Raw genomic sequence first — 14,971 nt, 5'->3', positions numbered from 1 at the left:
AAGCGCGACAAGGCCATTCAAAACGCAGCGCGCTTCAAGCCATCAACAACGATAAAAAACGATGGTTTGAGGAAATGGACATACTTGTCGTCAACCCGAATACGACTTCTTCTATGACGAAGAAAATTGGTGAAGCCGCACGAAGCATTGCGCTAGCCAATACAAATATTATTGCCGTTAATCCCAAGGACGGTCCGCCTAGCATTGAAGGTTATTTCGATGAGGTTTTTGCAATTCCAGGAATGATTGGTGAAATGCAGAAACATGCTAATGCGGACGCCTGCATCATAGCCTGTTTCGATGATACCGGTCTTGATGCGGCGCGTTGCGCGGGAACAATGCCTGTCATCGGTATTGGAGAGGCTGCCTTTCATATGGCGAGCCTAATCTCGGGGAAATTCAGTGTGGTAACGACCCTCTCCCGCTCTGTTCCGGCAATTGAGCATAATCTCGTGCGTTACGGCTTGGCGACGCGTTGCGCGCGTGTTCGCGCAAGTGATGTCGCGGTGTTGGAGCTTGAAGTGCCGGGCTCAGACGCGCGAAAGCGAATTTCTGAAGAGATTGCGCGTGCAATCCGTGACGATCATGCAGAGGCAATTGTTCTTGGCTGTGCGGGAATGGCTGATCTTGCTGCATCTTTGTCGGAAGAACATGGTTTGCCAGTGATCGACGGTGTGACTGCTGCAGTAAAGCTCTGTGAAGGCCTGGTGAGTTTAGGCTTGAAAACGTCGAAACGTGGTGGATATCTGCCGCCAAGAACCAAGGCGTTTCAAGGAATTTTTGAACCTTATTCACCCGGAAGGTGAATGGAACTGGCTTCAGAAGTGGATATGCAACTTTTAAACTCTATTTTTTAGATCAAATCGCGGCGTTTGTTGACACTCGATAAGCCGGGTTCGATATGTAAGTGAGTGAACTCAAAAGTAATGTGGTCGCGGTCGTTGATCAATCCGCGCAGTTTCTATCCGGATGCAAATGAACTTTCTTGACACTCAACCAACAGACCATAGCGAGACCGGAACCAGTAACGGAGCCACCCGCTGGCATCCGGTTTATCAGGGCCTGCGGGATGCTGTTGTCGGCCATCAATTGCTGCCGGGAACCAAGTTGCCAGAGGATGAGCTGGCAACGATCTATTCTGTGAGCCGTGCGGTTGTGCGTTCAGCCTTGCAGGCACTCGCCCATGATCGTCTCGTTCGGCTTGAACCCAATCGTGGCGCCTTTGTCGCTGAGCCTTCACGCGAAGAAGCGCGTGAGGTCTTTGAAGCGCGGACGCTGATCGAGCCGGAAGTTGCTGCTATTGCCGCAAAAGTCGCAACCGCCGAGGATATCGCCAAGCTCCGCAAGCATTTGCATGACGAGCACGAAGCACTTCATGCTGGGCGGGACAGCGACGCCATCAGATTATCGGCTCGCTTCCATCTCGATCTTGCTGAGATTGCGGGACATTCTATCCTGGCGGGTTTTGTGGCTGAGCTTTTACCACGGTCTTCACTGATTATTGCTCTGTACTGGCAACGTCGGGAAACGACCTGTGAAAGCCATGCGCATAATGCGCTCGTTGATGCGATAGAACAACATAGATCCGATGAGGCATCTGCCTTGATGAAAACGCACATTCTGGACCTTCTGACGGGTCTCAATCTTGACCGAACTGAGAAAGAACAGAAGCGTCTTTCTGACATTCTTCGCTAATTAAGAAAGGCTGATCTTTGATCAGCCTTTTTATTAGATTTAGCGCGGAAAGCGCTGATTTTCTTCAAGAACATTCAAATCCATATGATTGCGCATATAGCGTTCTGATGCCTTCTGTAGAGGTTGGTAGTCCCAAGGATAGTAAGCGCCGTTGCGAAGAGCAGGATAAACTACATGGCGCCGCGCCTGACTGGCTCGCACCTGGCTATCATACAATTCAAGGTCCCAACGCTTCTCGGCCGCATCGACAAGGCGTTCAAGCACGTCTTTATGTTTTGCGGAAGTAGCCAGATTTTCCAACTCATCAGGATCACTTGCAAGATTGAACAGCTGAGGTGGATCGACCTTGCAGAAATTTAGCTTCCAGTCCCCTTCCCGAAGAGAAACCATCGGCGCGACCGTACCCTCGGCTGCATATTCCATAGGAACTGCACCTCTTGAACTAGCACCGGATACGACATCGATAAGCGAAACGCCGTCGGTCCATGGCATGATGCCGTGCAGGTCGATACCTGCGAGGTCGGACAAAGTTGGCAAAACATCAAGGGTCGATACTGCCTGGTCGACTAAACCCGGTTTTAGCCGGGGTGCTGCGATCATCAACGGCACGCGCGCTGAGCCTTCAAAGAAGTTCATTTTGAACCAAATACCGCGCTCACCGAGCATATCACCATGATCGGATGTGAAGACGATCAATGTATTGTCGCTCATCCCACATCGCTCTATTACATCGAGCAGATTGCCAATCTTCTCATCTACATAGGAGATATTAGCAAAATAGGCCTGGCGGGCAGCCCTTACCTGCTCGCGCGTGAGATCATAGTCTTCAGCCTTGCAAGCGCGCAGCAGGCGCTCACTGTGGGAATCGATTTCGCCTTCAGATAAAGGTCCGATCTTCGGATCAAGCTCTGGAATATCTGCGTAGAGATCATAGAACCGCTTGCGTGCCACATAAGGATCGTGCGGGTGGGTGAAACTTACAGTCAGGCACCATGGGCGGTCATCGTGACCGCGAGCAAGGTCATAAAGCTTCGCTTCGGCTTGATAAGCAACCTCGTCATCATATTCGAGCTGATTGGTAATTTCGGCAGAGCCGGCTCCCGTGATCGACCCGAGATTATGATACCACCAGTCAATACGCTCACCCGGCTTACGGTAATCTGGCGTCCAGCCGAAATCGGCAGGATAAATATCTGTCGTCAGGCGTTGTTCAAAACCATGCAGCTGGTCCGGTCCGACAAAATGCATCTTGCCAGATAATGCTGTCTGGTAACCTGCATTGCGCAAGTGATGCGCATAGGTGGGTATTTCTGACGAAAACTCAGCAGCATTGTCATAGACGCCTGTTCGGGAAGGCAACTGTCCTGACATGAAGGATGCGCGTGCCGGTGCGCAGAGTGGGCTTGCGGTATAGCAATTTGCAAAGCGTGCCGAGCGCTCAGCTAGTTTGCGCAAGTTTGGCGTGTGCAGGAAATCAGCAGGCCCGTCGGGGAAGAACGTTCCGTTCAACTGATCGACCATCAGAACGAGGATATTCGGCTTTTTCATTTGGCTAAGACCATAAATGGAAAGAAATCAAAATGCAGAATGGCGGGCGTCGAGAACGCCCGCCTAAAAGCATGTTCAGTGCAGGTTATAGACCGAGTTTGGCTTTTACAGCTGCGGCACCGGGCTCACCTTTGAAGGTCGTCATGCCTTCCAGCCACTTGTCGATATGTTCTGGGTTGGCTTTCAACCAAGCAGTAGCTGCAGCTGGACCTTCAGCTCCTTCGTTCAGGATTTTGTCCATTAATTCATTCTCGATATCGACTGTGAAGACGAGCTTTTTGAAGAAGTTCGCAGCATTCGGACATTGTTGAGCCCAACCGGTACGCGAAAGCGTATAAACTTCTGCGCCACCATAGTTGGGGCCGAAATAATCGTCACCGCCCGACAGATATTCAATATTGAGTTTGGTGTTCATTGGATGTGGTGCCCAAGCAAGGAAGACCACCCACTGCTTGTCTTTATTTCGACGATCGACCTGCGCAAGCATGGCCTGCTCACTCGATTCCACAATATTCCAGCCATCCAGCTTGAATTTCTTATCCTCAATGATTTTTTGGATATTCTGGTTTGCCGGAGCGCCTGGCTCAATACCGTAAATCTCCTTGCCAAATTTGTCAGCATGGGCTGACAGGTCGGCAAAGTCTTTTACGCCCTCTTTCGCTACATAATCCGGCACAGCAAGAGTGAATTTGGCGCCTTCAAGGTTTTTGACCAGAACTTCAGCAGCCTTTGCTTTATCGAGATCGTCACGGAACTTCTGCTGCGCTGGCATCCAGTTGCCGAGGAATACATCGATGTTACTGGTCTTGAGGGCTTCATATCCAATTGGTACCGACATGGTTTTCACATCGGCTTTATAGCCCAGCCCATCCAGCAGCACGCTTGCGATGGCGTTTGTGGATGTAATGTCGGTCCAGCCTGGATCGGAAAGGCGGATAGTTTCACATGCAGCAGGATCTGCTGCAGCAGCCGCGCCCGTGAGCCCCGTGAACGCTGCCAATGCTAATGCCGTCAATTTGAGATAGCGCATTCTTTTCCCCTGTTTGGCTTTAACGAAACCTGTTCGGTAAAATCAAATTTCGTTATGTCTTGCATTCTGGCTTTAAGGAAAACATCTTTAAGGATAAGGGAAAAGACATTCATTTTTTATTGCAGATATAAAGGTTATTTATGGTTTCTCCATCTTGGGATCTTGGCAGTCTTGGTGTTTTTGAAGCGGTGGGGCGGTTGGAAAATCTGACCCTTGCAGCGCGTGAACTGGGGATGACGCAACCTGCCGTTAGCTATCAAATAAAACGCATGGAGGAACGTCTGGGCGTCTCACTCTTCGCCAGACGGGCGCGCGGCGTCGAAATCTTGCCCGAAGGACGCATACTTTATGAGGCCGTGCGGCAAGGGTTGAATGGAATCGACGAGGCTATCCAGCAGATCAAGCGTAAACAGCGCATGCCGGGGCTTAGGATTGCTACGGATTATGGCTTTGCTGCCTTCTGGTTGATGCCGCGTGTCGCAAATTTTCGGCCAAAGTATCCCGACGTTGATGTTCGCATTACAGCATCTTCGATGCTGCAGCCTCTCGATCACAGGGAGGCTGACATCGCCGTTCTGTTCGGATCGCGCGAGGATTTTCCCAAAGATGCTATCCCTTTTGTCGGGGAATCCGTTGTGCCGGTCTGCTCTCCCGGCTTTCTGGAACGAAATGGCCCATTTCCGAATGGAAAAGGCTTGAGTTCGACAGCACTTTTGCACCTCGATACTCTACAAGGTGATCGCTGGTACACTTGGCAGACCTGGCTTGACTCTATTAATGAGGAAATTGAGGACGGAAATTACGGTTTGGTGTTTAACACCTATAATTTGGTGCTCGAAGCAGCAATTGCCGAACAGGGCGTGGCTCTAGGCTGGGCCGGTCTGATTGATGGCGCGATCAAACGAGGGCAACTCGTTCCGGCTTGCGACGTCACCCTCAAGAGCAAGAAAGGCTATTGGCTAGTCTTTAATCCTGATATTTCCGCGGCCAGCAAGGCATTATGCATGGAATTACTCGAATCCGAGCCGAGCCTATAAGAATTTGAAGGCGAGACCTGAGATCAAAGCTTTGACGTAGCGTTGCTTTTGAAAATCGCCATTCAGCGAAATACGCTTTATGGCCGTTGGTCTCAACGCGTCAGAACGTTGGAGGACCGCTGGCTGTGTTGTGACCGCTACCTGAAAGCCAGCTTTTGCGACCATCTCGATTTCACGCTCTCCAACAGCGGAACACCAGCCGTATGGATAGGAAAACGATTTTGGCCGATAGCCCACAACGCGCTCTATTGCGGCTTGAGATGCCTCTATTTCATGTGTGAGGCGTTCTTCGCTTACGCGCCGAAGATTGACATGCGCGATCGTGTGTCCGCCGATATGAGCGAGCTGATCAGCAGCCAGTGCTTTGAGTTCGGTCTGATCCATGACCATGTCATTAACGATGGCTCGCGGATCAACATCGCATTGGCTAACGGCTAGATCATTGATCCGTCGGACAGCTTCGTCTTCATCGAAAGCGCGAACGAAAGCGGTTAATCGGTCAAAAGCCACATATTTTTGCGCGACCGACTTGGTGCATAGGGTCTCAAGCCCTCTACCAAAGTCGAAGCTAATCTCCGTTGTATTTCTCAAGAGTGCTTCCGTCGTTTCCCACCAGATTGTGTGGGTGCGATCGACAAAGCCCATTGTAGGAAAAACTGTGTAGGGAATTCCGAATTTGCGGAAGATCGGAGCAGCAATCTCAGCGTTGTTGCGATAGCCATCATCAAATGTGAAAGCTACAAATTTTCGATTATCCGACTCATTTGCAAGTAACGCGGGAAGATCGTGCAGATGAACAGGCACAAGACCCGCATCAAACGCAGTTTCGATTGTGTCTGTGAGAAACTCAGGTGTAACCGATAAAATGGAGTTTGGGCGAAACTCGTCAGTTTTATCCGCGCCGATATGATGCAAAGTAAAGATTACACCACGCCCACCGCTGGATGGGAACAACTTACCCAGACCGGAAAATGCAATTGCATCCAATCCTCTGCGGATTGCTGCATATCGCATATTTCGCATGAATGATTGCAATCGCACCATGTTTCAAAACATCCCCGGACACTGACATACGCTAAGACTGCACGAATGCAAGGTCTGTGTCGGAGGCCTGCGCTTCTTTGAACTCACGTTGCAACCAGTCCATGAAAACACGTACGCGTGGAGAAAGCTGCCTCTCTCGCCTATAGAGCAAAGATACCGGTGTCGGTTTTGGAGGAAAATCGGCTAGAACCTCAAGCAATTCGCCGGCTTCAAGCGATTTCTGTACGTGGTAAATGGGGACCTGAATAAGTCCCAGACCAAGACAAGCAGCTGATACGTAACTTTCAGCGGCATTAACTGACATTGGCGCGGGCGGGCTGAGTTCCACTACCCTGCCCGCGACGGTAAATTCAAGCGGGAGCAAACCGCCTGTCGATGTCGAATGAAAACCGACCATGTGATGGCCATTTGTTAGCTCGTCTGGATGTGAAGGCTTACCGTGACGCTCAACATAGGCCGGGGAAGCCAATGTGACCTCTTTCAACAAAGCGACACGACGAGCGATCATATCGCTGTCCTGCAGAACACCTGCCCTCAGAACACAATCGATGCCTTCGCGAACAAGATCGACATAGCGATCACCTTCGCTCATATAAATTTCGATATCGGGGTATGTTTGAAAGAAACGTGGCAATGCAGGCATAAGGAAATGCCGGGCTAATGTTCCATGCACATCGATACGCAATAGACCCTTAGGCTTTGCACCAGCAAACGCACCCTCCGCGTCTTCCAGTTCTTCAAGGATAGAAATGCAGCGGCGGTAATAGGCCTCACCGTCGAGCGTTGGACTGACGTGGCGCGTCGTTCGCTGTAGAAGACATACACCCAGACGTTTCTCCAGCTGCTTGATTGCATCTGTTACGGTTGAGCGCGGCAGGCCTAAATCTTCTGCTGCGAGCGTGAAACTGCGTCGTTCCGCGACACGGGTGAAAACCCGCATGGCATCAAATCGGTCCATAATACTATTCGCCATTTTCGGATAGTGATGCCGAATTATGGATGATTATCCGGCATTATAGAAGCGCTATGTTTCGTCTCAAAGGTGAAAAGTGCATTCTCAATGCGCTGCACTCGGATGAAATTTTTAAACACGCATCTTAAGGAAATTAGGCTCATGTCAGAAAACAAGGACAAAGTTGCAATCGTTACGGGCGCATCGCGTGGTATCGGGGCTGCTATCGCACGTCGGTTAGCTTCTGATGGCTTTACCGTAATCGTCAATTATGCTGGTAACAAAAATGCTGCTGAAAAATTAGTCGCAGAAATCATCCAGTCAGGCGGTCGGGCCGTCGCTCATCAAACAGACGTAAGCGATGCTGCGGCCGTTAAGCATATGTTTGAAAGTGCCGAATCCGCCTTTGGTGGAGTTGATGTGTTGGTCAACAATGCCGGTATCATGAAACTTGCTTCCGTAAAGGACGGTGATGACTCAGTCATTGATAGCCAGATTGCGATTAATCTGAAGGGCAGCATTTACACGATGAGAGAGGCTGCCCAGCGCTTGCGGGATGGTGGACGTATCGTCAACTTCTCAACAAGTGTGGTTGGTCTGAAGCTTGAAAACTATGGCGTTTATGCTGCAACCAAGGCTGCAGTCGAAACCCTCACAGGAATACTTGCCAAGGAATTGCGCGGTCGAAATATCACGGTGAACGCCGTTGCACCGGGACCGACGGCAACTGATTTGTTTTTAAATGGCAAATCTGACGAACTGATTGAGCGGATGGCAAAAATGAACCCGTTGGAGCGCCTTGGAACTCCGGAAGACATCGCATCTGCAGTGGCTTTTCTTGTCGGCGAAGATGGTCGCTGGATAAACGGACAGGTTCTGCGTGCCAATGGTGGCATGATCTAAGATAACAATGAGCGAGGAAGACCCATTCCTCGCTCATTCTGCATAGTCAGGATTTTTGGCCAACGGTATTCCAAAGTGGTTCTACAACTTTGGCCATAATAGTCACTATTGCTGAACCAAGAGCAAAGCCGAAGACACCATCAGCAAAGGCCGTGGCGAACCAGTTAACAGTTCCCGAGAAGCCGGCCGGCACGAACGCAGCCAGATTGCTGGCTGTTTCGGAAATCCATGCAAATGGCTGATGGACACCAAGTTCATGAAGGCCATGGATAAAGATATTGCCGCCCACCCATAACATTGCGGCTGTTCCAATTATGGTGAGAAGAAGCAGGAGCTTAGGTACGGCGCGGACTGTCCATCGGCCCAATGCGCGTGTCACCGAAAGCCGTCCTTTCCTAGCCATGAGGACGCCGAAATCATCAAGCTTTACGATGACGGCAACGACGCCATAGACCAAAACAGTGATCATAATGCCGACTACAATCAGCGTAAAAAGCTCGATCCAGATTGAATTGGTTTCGATCATGGAAAGCGCTAGTGTCATGATTTCAGCGGATAGGATGAGATCGGTCTTGATTGCACCTGCAACGCGCTTTTCCTCCAGCGCAGTTGGATCTTTCTCTTTTGAACCGCCATCCTCATGATGATCCTTACTTGGGAAAAGTTTGTGCCAGACTTTCTCCGCACCTTCGAAGCAAAGATAAGCGCCGCCGATCATTAAAAGCGCGGTAATTGCGATCGGCAAAAAATAATCCAGTGCCAAGAGTGCCGGAATAAGCAGGGCTTTATTTCGCAAACTGCCTATCGCGATTTTGCCTATCATTGGCAATTCGCGCGCAGCAGCTATCCCAACAACATAATTCGGTGTGACGGCAGCGTCGTCGATCAGGACGCCAATGGTTTTGCTGCCAGCTTTCGCAGCATTTGCGGAGATATCATCGACCGAAGCCGCAGCAATTTTTGCGATTGCTGCAACGTCATCCAGAAGGGCAAGAAAGCCGCTCATATAAAATTCTCCGCTTAACGCGTCAGTATCTGGGCGTCGTGCCTGCATATGTGACGGGGCGTGTCACGCGGCCTTACATTGCAGACTCGGGATTATTTGGGCAAGCAGTGCTTTCTTCCTCGTTCGTTGTTTTATAGCGTATTTGCCTACCCAGAATGAAATGCTGAAAATGCAAAAAGGCGGCTTATGCCGCCTTCAAGCTTAGAATATGTCGATTTTCCCGAAGCCTACCGAGCAGCGAGAATCCCTGCGATAAGGCCGGTTGCTGCTGTGATGAGCAGATATTGGTTATCAACCTTTACCCAATGCTGACCGCGACCTGGTTTGCGCAGGCCATAACGCTTGTAGTCGCGGATTTCCTGATGACGGCGCCAATCTCCATAGCGCTCACCGCGCGACCAGCGTTTGTGGCCCTGATCACGGCGATCATAGCGCTGGAATTCCTTGCCGTGTGACGGACGGGTTGGCTCAACACGATTATATCCCGGCTTGCGTGGCTGATGATAATCCTGAGCCTGAGCAAGTGGCGCGCCAACAAACGAAAGAGCAATGGCGGCGAGAACGGCTTTCTTAATCATGGGACACTCCTTTTGTGTTGAAACGAATTTATCGCCGCGGGAGTGAACACGAGATGAATAAAGAACTATGCAAACATTAAATAAAATCAATGTGATCAGAAACTAAAAAGGCGGCAATGAAGAGTATAAGCATCAATGCCACCTTTAAACTAAACGTCTCATCCTAATCATACCACATACAGCATCAGTGGAATGAGAACGAGAAACGCCGCAGCGATACCTGTTTCAATCTTCGAATAGAACAGCATAGCAATCTCCATTATAGTTAATGACAAATTAACAACGCGACTGCCGTGATTTGGTTCAATCGAGTAGGGAAATATCGCCAAATTTCCGAAAAGGATGGTTTGCGATAACACTGCTAACACCGGAAGCATCGAGAAACGTGTGCTCTCTAACGGCTAATTTCCGAATGAGCATAATTATGTGCGCCCGATTTTTCCGTAGTATTCAGATGTTCTATTTTGAATGGCTTATTAATAATCACGACGATAGCGAATATTGAAAATCTGTGATGCCGTTTCATTTATATCGTCGGGTGGTACAAGACCGATTTCCAAGTATTTCAAGCAAAAATTCGGTATAATAAGATAATTTCGCATTTTAATACTCAATCGGATTGCCCAAGAGCGGTTGGACGTAGTAATCAAACCGTTTTTTGTTAGACTTAAATATTGATACCCAATGCAGTAACAGCCATTTGCATCGCTTTCGAAATGGCTGAGAATTTTAATGACTGCCAATTACGATAATCGTTGACCAGCGTTGCAGATATCCAGCAAGCGCCGCGATTGGCGGGCCGTTCCCATCCTATCAATCCCGCGTCTCGTGCACGCGCAAGAATTCTCGCAGTGTTGCTTTGGGACATGCGATAACGATTAGAAATGCCGTTTGATGTGACGTTCCCTACCCATATGCGATCTTCTGAAAACTCCCACGGTGCGCGCGATGCAACGTCGTGGAGAATGTTGTTTCCTGATTCCGCATGCGTAAAATTGGCAATGCTAGCTACTGGCCTGCACCAATCACTGTTGTGCAGAACTTCCCTCGTCATAATTGGTTGAACGTAGCTGAGAAGAGAAGGATAAGTGTTCATCAGCTCGACCCGGTTTCCATCATCTACCAGATCCAGCGCGATGAGATGCGTTATCACCCAAAAGCGGATCAATTCTTCTGTTTCAGGTTTGGCTCGGTAAAGCTGCTGTCGCTTATCTGACGTGGGTACAGCCTCAATCAGCTTATATTGGCGGGTCTCCTGAAGAAATGCCAGCGTGGTGTTTTTACTGGCGATAGGCGTCCCCTTTAGAAAATTGAGCAGGTTTGTGGGTGAAATCGGTGGATTTTCAGGATTGGTTGCGTGCTCGAAATGCACTGCGAATGTTGCCTGACTGAGCAGCCACTTTTGCATATCAGAAAGGTAACGCGCTTCGCGCGGCAACCTACCAGTGATGGCCAGAAGCTCCTTTGCTGTTGATGCAAGGCAATCACCAAAGCGTGGGATTTTGCATAATTCGTGTGGTTCGAAAGATCTTGGCAGTGAATGGGTAGTTCGACTGGATAACGCGGCTTCCATGATTGCATTCGCATCCGAATCTTGCAGGTTTTCCATGTTTCAAGGAGTAACACCTAAACAAGACACTCATATCATATACCGGTCTTAGCGCCATATTTAAGCAAGTCTTTTGGTTACTTTCCCTGCACTAAAAATCTTCAACATGCGCAAGAAGTGTGCTTACCTCCGCACCAGAAGCACAGGGCATGACATGGCAGATATTTCACATCCAGCAATTAGCACACGTAAGAAGAGGATTATTGTTTTCGATACTGAAACCACAGGCCTCCTGCCATATGACCGGATTATCACAATTGGTGCCGTGAGAATCGAAGGTGATGAGTTGCTAAATCAGCCGCTTTATCTGATTTTTGATCCTCGAAAAGACAGCTCACCGCAAGCTGAAGCGGTTCACGGTTTCGACAATTGGATGACGCGTTATCAGGATTTGTTTGCTGATCTGGCCAGATCTTTGCGTGATTGGTTTTCGTGGGCTGACGAAATCGTTGCCCATAATGCCGAGTTCGATATGCGCTACATTCAGCGCGAGTTTCGTAAGGCTGAAGTGGAAATGCTGACTCAGCCGGTTCATTGCACAATGGACGGCGCCCGGAAGCTCTGGAGAGGCAAATCTGCCAAATTGGATGATTGTCTTTCGAGAGTAGGTTTATCGCGTGTGGGGACCCGCCATGGCGCCCTGGAAGACGCTTACTTGACAGCGGCGCTTTATTTACACCAGCAAGGATCGCGAGCGGCGTTGCCAATCATCGATCCATTGCAGGTGCCAAAAAATCTTAAAGCCTATCCAGATCGCCCCTTTGGACACCTCCCCCGTCGCACGCCAAAGCGTCGACAGGGCATCTTATCCTCGTTCTAGTTACCGGATATGGAGGAACTGTATTCCTGCAATTGCTTCGTGCGGGCTTCAATCACGCTAGCTCGACAGCTGGGATAGCTAAGAACCTGTCCTTCCCTGCCCCAGTCACCATTTGCGTAAAAATTGCAGGACGATTCTTTGTAGCTATTCCAAAGTCGCTGTTCTGCCAGCAAATCGGTTTTGGTTTGTCCATCGGCTTGGCCATAAACTTTTTTCCAAGCTGTGTTTAGCTTGCCATCGGCGCGTTTCAGCCAGTCGCCGCCACACTGCGACCATGCGCTATTGCTGCCGTCGGATTGATTGATGCATTTGTCGTAGATTTTGTCTGCCAGTGCTGGTCCTGCAGATACAAAAATTATGGCGGCAAGAAGTGTTCTTTTCATAACATCTACCTAGTTGAGCCTGCCCCACTAATGGCGTGATCTGTGATCAAGTCAAGAATAGGAAAAAGCCCTGTCCGCAGATGAGCTGACAGGGCTTTTCGATGATTCAGAACTCACAAGCCTTTAGTTGTGAGATTCTCGCTTCTTTGGCCAGAAGTGACGGTTATCTCTACCGCGATAATGTCGGTCGGAGCGGTGGTGATGTCCGCCTCTCCAGTCACGGGATGGCCTGTCACGATGCCAACGGGGCGGAGGGGGCGCATGTCGGCGAACACGTACACAGCGGCCTCGACGGTCCGTTACGCGCCCTGGTCCGCAGCGATAATCAACATTATGGGTCAAACCCGTTTGGTTGGTTGGCTCCGGCATTGATACCGGTGCAGCATTTGCACCGAATGAAAACATTGCCATAGCGGCGGCCAGCGAAATCACAGAAAGCTTCATGTCTTCCTCCATTCACGAGACTTGACGATATTGGGGATAGTAATCAAAAAAACGAACGGAGCGTCATCACGTTCTGTTTTCAACCTACCGAAATCATTGATGGTTTTGATACTGCGCATCGATCTAGCGCTTTCGAAGCACAAGAAAATAGATAAGAATCACGACGATAAAGGGAACGCCAAAAAGCCACATCACACCGGCGGTCAGCATATTTCTCTCCTATAAGGACAGAGACTAAAATGCATGACGGCCAAACTGGTTCCGAACAATTAAAATGATTCACAAAGTCGGAAAAATCTTTTCCACTCCAACCTCAGAAAGAAGAATCTTTTATAATTGGAAAGGATTGTTAGCCTGATCTAGCTGCTCAATTCTGGAAGTTCTATCGTACGAGCAAGAAGTTTAATTTCTTAAATCACTTAGAAGTAAGTGGCTCCCCGGGCCGGATTCGAACCAGCGACCAACCGGTTAACAGCCGGTTGCTCTACCACTGAGCTACCGGGGAAGAGGTGCTCGTTGCGTCAGCGAGGTGGCGTATAGCAGGAGGATTTCTGATTTGCCAAGCCCTAATTTTGTTTTTTTTCAATTTTTTGCATTCTGATAATGAAACCCTATATTCTCTGGTACGTTTCCAACCGAAAAATTGCTGCCCCTAAGCTGTGAGAAAGACCGAGTGACCGAAGAATACGAACCTACACCACGAAAACGCGCAATTGTGATTCTTGGAAAGCGAATCCCAATGCCGCAATCAGTGCTCATGCGGCGAACACTCGGCGGTTCATTGGTCGTCGGCGGCGCATTAGGTTTTCTCCCAGTGCTCGGCTTCTGGATGTTGCCTCTGGGATTGATCGTACTTTCGCATGACTCACATCGTGTGCGGCGTTGGCGTCGAAAAAGCGAAATTCACATTTGGCGTAAATGGCTGAAACGAGGATCGACACCGACTGCTAGCTAGTCCGACCGCTCTTCAGTTCTGTTTCATGCTTTATCCGGTGGATTGCTTCTTTGGCGCGATCCTCGGCGTCGGATTTCGCCAGGCGTCAATTGACGGTACTTTCGCAACGCTGTCGTAAGATGTCTTTGGCTGGAGAAGCTTAACTGGGCAGCGATCGCATTGATCGGTATTTCCGTTTCTTTTAGCAATCGCTCCGCCTCATTCAGGCGCAAATTCATCAGATACTGATGAGGCGTCTGGCCAAAGCTTTCCCGAAAGCAGGTTGCAAAGTGACCGGCGGATATCCCAAGCGTTACCGCCATATCTGGAACGGAAAGTGGGCGGTTGAAATTCTCCGCCAGATAGGATTCGATTTGCCGGGTCGCATATGCGCTAAGGCCCACAAGACTGGGACCGGGCTTACCTACAAAGCCGTCACTACGTAACAGTATGTGAATCACTACGGAGTGTAGAGCGCTCAAATAGCTTTCGTCGCTGTCATGCGCGTCTCTTAAGCAGCCCACGACAAGCTGACTGATCTGCAAACACTGTTTGCTGGAAAAGCTAACGATCTCTCCGCGTGTTTTCACCGATTCTGCGCTTACCTTCGCAAGATCGCTTATAGAGTGGTTCGTTTCAGGAATAGTTACCAGTAGATACTCCACAGAATTTGGCCATGAAAACGTCATTTCCGTTTCGGCTGGGACAAAAAAATAGTCCCCGCGATGCAGTTCGCAGTAAGTTCGTGATTGTCTGTAACTTTCCACTTTAACTTGCGAACGGATTCGAGCAAAATTATTATCAGTGCATATTTCGACACACATCGTCTTACCCCTGGTTGCTGGACGCCATAAGAGAAAAAACTTTTGCCCAAGTTGCCTGGTTCTACCCAGTTCTTTTCCTCATTCTTATGGCTTTCTCCCTGAAAAATTTCGTATTTTCTCGACTTTTTTCTTTGTTGTAAGGCATTCTGTCCCACTCCAGAAAG

15 protein-coding genes and 1 tRNA gene are annotated in these 14,971 nt (G+C 49.4%); 6 read left to right on the top strand and 10 right to left on the bottom strand.

The genetic code is table 11. The features are described 5' to 3' along the window. Window positions 1-74: 74 nt before the first annotated feature. Window positions 75-806: an aspartate/glutamate racemase family protein gene (locus tag ABWV94_RS16325; RefSeq protein ID WP_007879291.1), complete on the top strand. Its 732-nt coding sequence runs from the start codon at window positions 75-77 to the stop codon at window positions 804-806. 169 nt (window positions 807-975) lie between these two features. Then, the gene (locus ABWV94_RS16320; protein ID WP_064321751.1) at window positions 976-1,695 is read left to right on the top strand and encodes a GntR family transcriptional regulator; all 720 of its coding nucleotides are present in this window, start codon (window positions 976-978) and stop codon (window positions 1,693-1,695) included. A gap of 39 nt (window positions 1,696-1,734) precedes the next feature. Here the strand turns inward: ABWV94_RS16320 and betC are convergent, their stop codons facing one another. Together betC and choX are read right to left on the bottom strand one after the other, a co-directional pair. After that, window positions 1,735-3,243, bottom strand: a complete 1,509-nt coding sequence (gene betC / locus ABWV94_RS16315; RefSeq protein WP_353414409.1) for a choline-sulfatase — start codon at window positions 3,241-3,243, stop codon at window positions 1,735-1,737. 85 nt (window positions 3,244-3,328) lie between these two features. After that, a complete protein-coding gene (gene choX / locus ABWV94_RS16310; RefSeq protein WP_353414407.1) occupies window positions 3,329-4,273 on the bottom strand; it encodes a choline ABC transporter substrate-binding protein in 945 nt (314 codons plus the stop codon). 140 nt (window positions 4,274-4,413) lie between these two features. On the opposite strand from choX, the gene ABWV94_RS16305 reads away from it, so the two are divergent. Continuing rightward, entirely contained in the window at window positions 4,414-5,310 is an 897-nt protein-coding gene (locus ABWV94_RS16305) for a LysR substrate-binding domain-containing protein (protein WP_353414405.1), read from the top strand. Here ABWV94_RS16305 and ABWV94_RS16300 read toward each other — a convergent pair. Further along, on the bottom strand, window positions 5,305-6,333 hold the full coding sequence (locus ABWV94_RS16300; RefSeq protein WP_353414403.1) for a polysaccharide deacetylase family protein: 1,029 nt from the start codon (window positions 6,331-6,333) through the stop codon (window positions 5,305-5,307). The genes ABWV94_RS16305 and ABWV94_RS16300 overlap by 6 nt on opposite strands. Before the next feature lie 52 nt (window positions 6,334-6,385). Continuing rightward, on the bottom strand, window positions 6,386-7,312 hold the full coding sequence (locus tag ABWV94_RS16295; RefSeq protein WP_353414401.1) for a LysR family transcriptional regulator: 927 nt from the start codon (window positions 7,310-7,312) through the stop codon (window positions 6,386-6,388). Window positions 7,313-7,468: 156 nt separating this feature from the next. Between ABWV94_RS16295 and ABWV94_RS16290 the strand changes: the two genes are divergently transcribed. After that, complete coding sequence (locus tag ABWV94_RS16290; RefSeq protein WP_353414399.1) at window positions 7,469-8,209, top strand: SDR family oxidoreductase; 741 nt, start codon at window positions 7,469-7,471, stop codon at window positions 8,207-8,209. A 46-nt stretch (window positions 8,210-8,255) separates the two neighbouring features. Here the strand turns inward: ABWV94_RS16290 and ABWV94_RS16285 are convergent, their stop codons facing one another. The 3 genes from ABWV94_RS16285 to ABWV94_RS16275 form a co-directional block, all read right to left on the bottom strand. After that, entirely contained in the window at window positions 8,256-9,215 is a 960-nt protein-coding gene (locus tag ABWV94_RS16285; RefSeq protein WP_194779617.1) for a DUF808 domain-containing protein, read from the bottom strand. 227 nt (window positions 9,216-9,442) lie between these two features. Continuing rightward, complete coding sequence (locus ABWV94_RS16280; protein WP_064321758.1) at window positions 9,443-9,793, bottom strand: RcnB family protein; 351 nt, start codon at window positions 9,791-9,793, stop codon at window positions 9,443-9,445. A 667-nt stretch (window positions 9,794-10,460) separates the two neighbouring features. Then, window positions 10,461-11,402: a hypothetical protein gene (locus ABWV94_RS16275; RefSeq protein WP_353414396.1), complete on the bottom strand. Its 942-nt coding sequence runs from the start codon at window positions 11,400-11,402 to the stop codon at window positions 10,461-10,463. A 154-nt stretch (window positions 11,403-11,556) separates the two neighbouring features. Between ABWV94_RS16275 and ABWV94_RS16270 the strand changes: the two genes are divergently transcribed. Next, a complete protein-coding gene (locus ABWV94_RS16270; RefSeq protein ID WP_353414394.1) occupies window positions 11,557-12,222 on the top strand; it encodes a 3'-5' exonuclease in 666 nt (221 codons plus the stop codon). Here ABWV94_RS16270 and ABWV94_RS16265 read toward each other — a convergent pair. After that, entirely contained in the window at window positions 12,219-12,605 is a 387-nt protein-coding gene (locus ABWV94_RS16265) for a lysozyme inhibitor LprI family protein (RefSeq protein WP_007879308.1), read from the bottom strand. The two genes, ABWV94_RS16270 and ABWV94_RS16265, sit on opposite strands and share 4 nt — an antisense overlap. Before the next feature lie 874 nt (window positions 12,606-13,479). Next, window positions 13,480-13,554 (bottom strand) — tRNA-Asn (locus ABWV94_RS16260). 168 nt (window positions 13,555-13,722) lie between these two features. Here ABWV94_RS16260 and ABWV94_RS16255 point away from each other — a divergent pair. Then, on the top strand, window positions 13,723-14,004 hold the full coding sequence (locus tag ABWV94_RS16255; protein WP_039860816.1) for a hypothetical protein: 282 nt from the start codon (window positions 13,723-13,725) through the stop codon (window positions 14,002-14,004). 23 nt (window positions 14,005-14,027) lie between these two features. On the opposite strand, the gene ABWV94_RS16250 is transcribed toward ABWV94_RS16255, so the two are convergent. Beyond that, the gene (locus ABWV94_RS16250; RefSeq protein WP_353414392.1) at window positions 14,028-14,807 is read right to left on the bottom strand and encodes a helix-turn-helix domain-containing protein; all 780 of its coding nucleotides are present in this window, start codon (window positions 14,805-14,807) and stop codon (window positions 14,028-14,030) included. Window positions 14,808-14,971: the final 164 nt, after the last annotated feature.

This window comes from Brucella sp. NBRC 12953, from assembly GCF_040369775.1.
Lineage (GTDB): Bacteria > Pseudomonadota > Alphaproteobacteria > Rhizobiales > Rhizobiaceae > Brucella > Brucella pseudogrignonensis.
The sequence above is the reverse complement of the archived record's forward strand: the minus strand, read 5'-3'. Positions and strand labels throughout refer to the sequence as shown.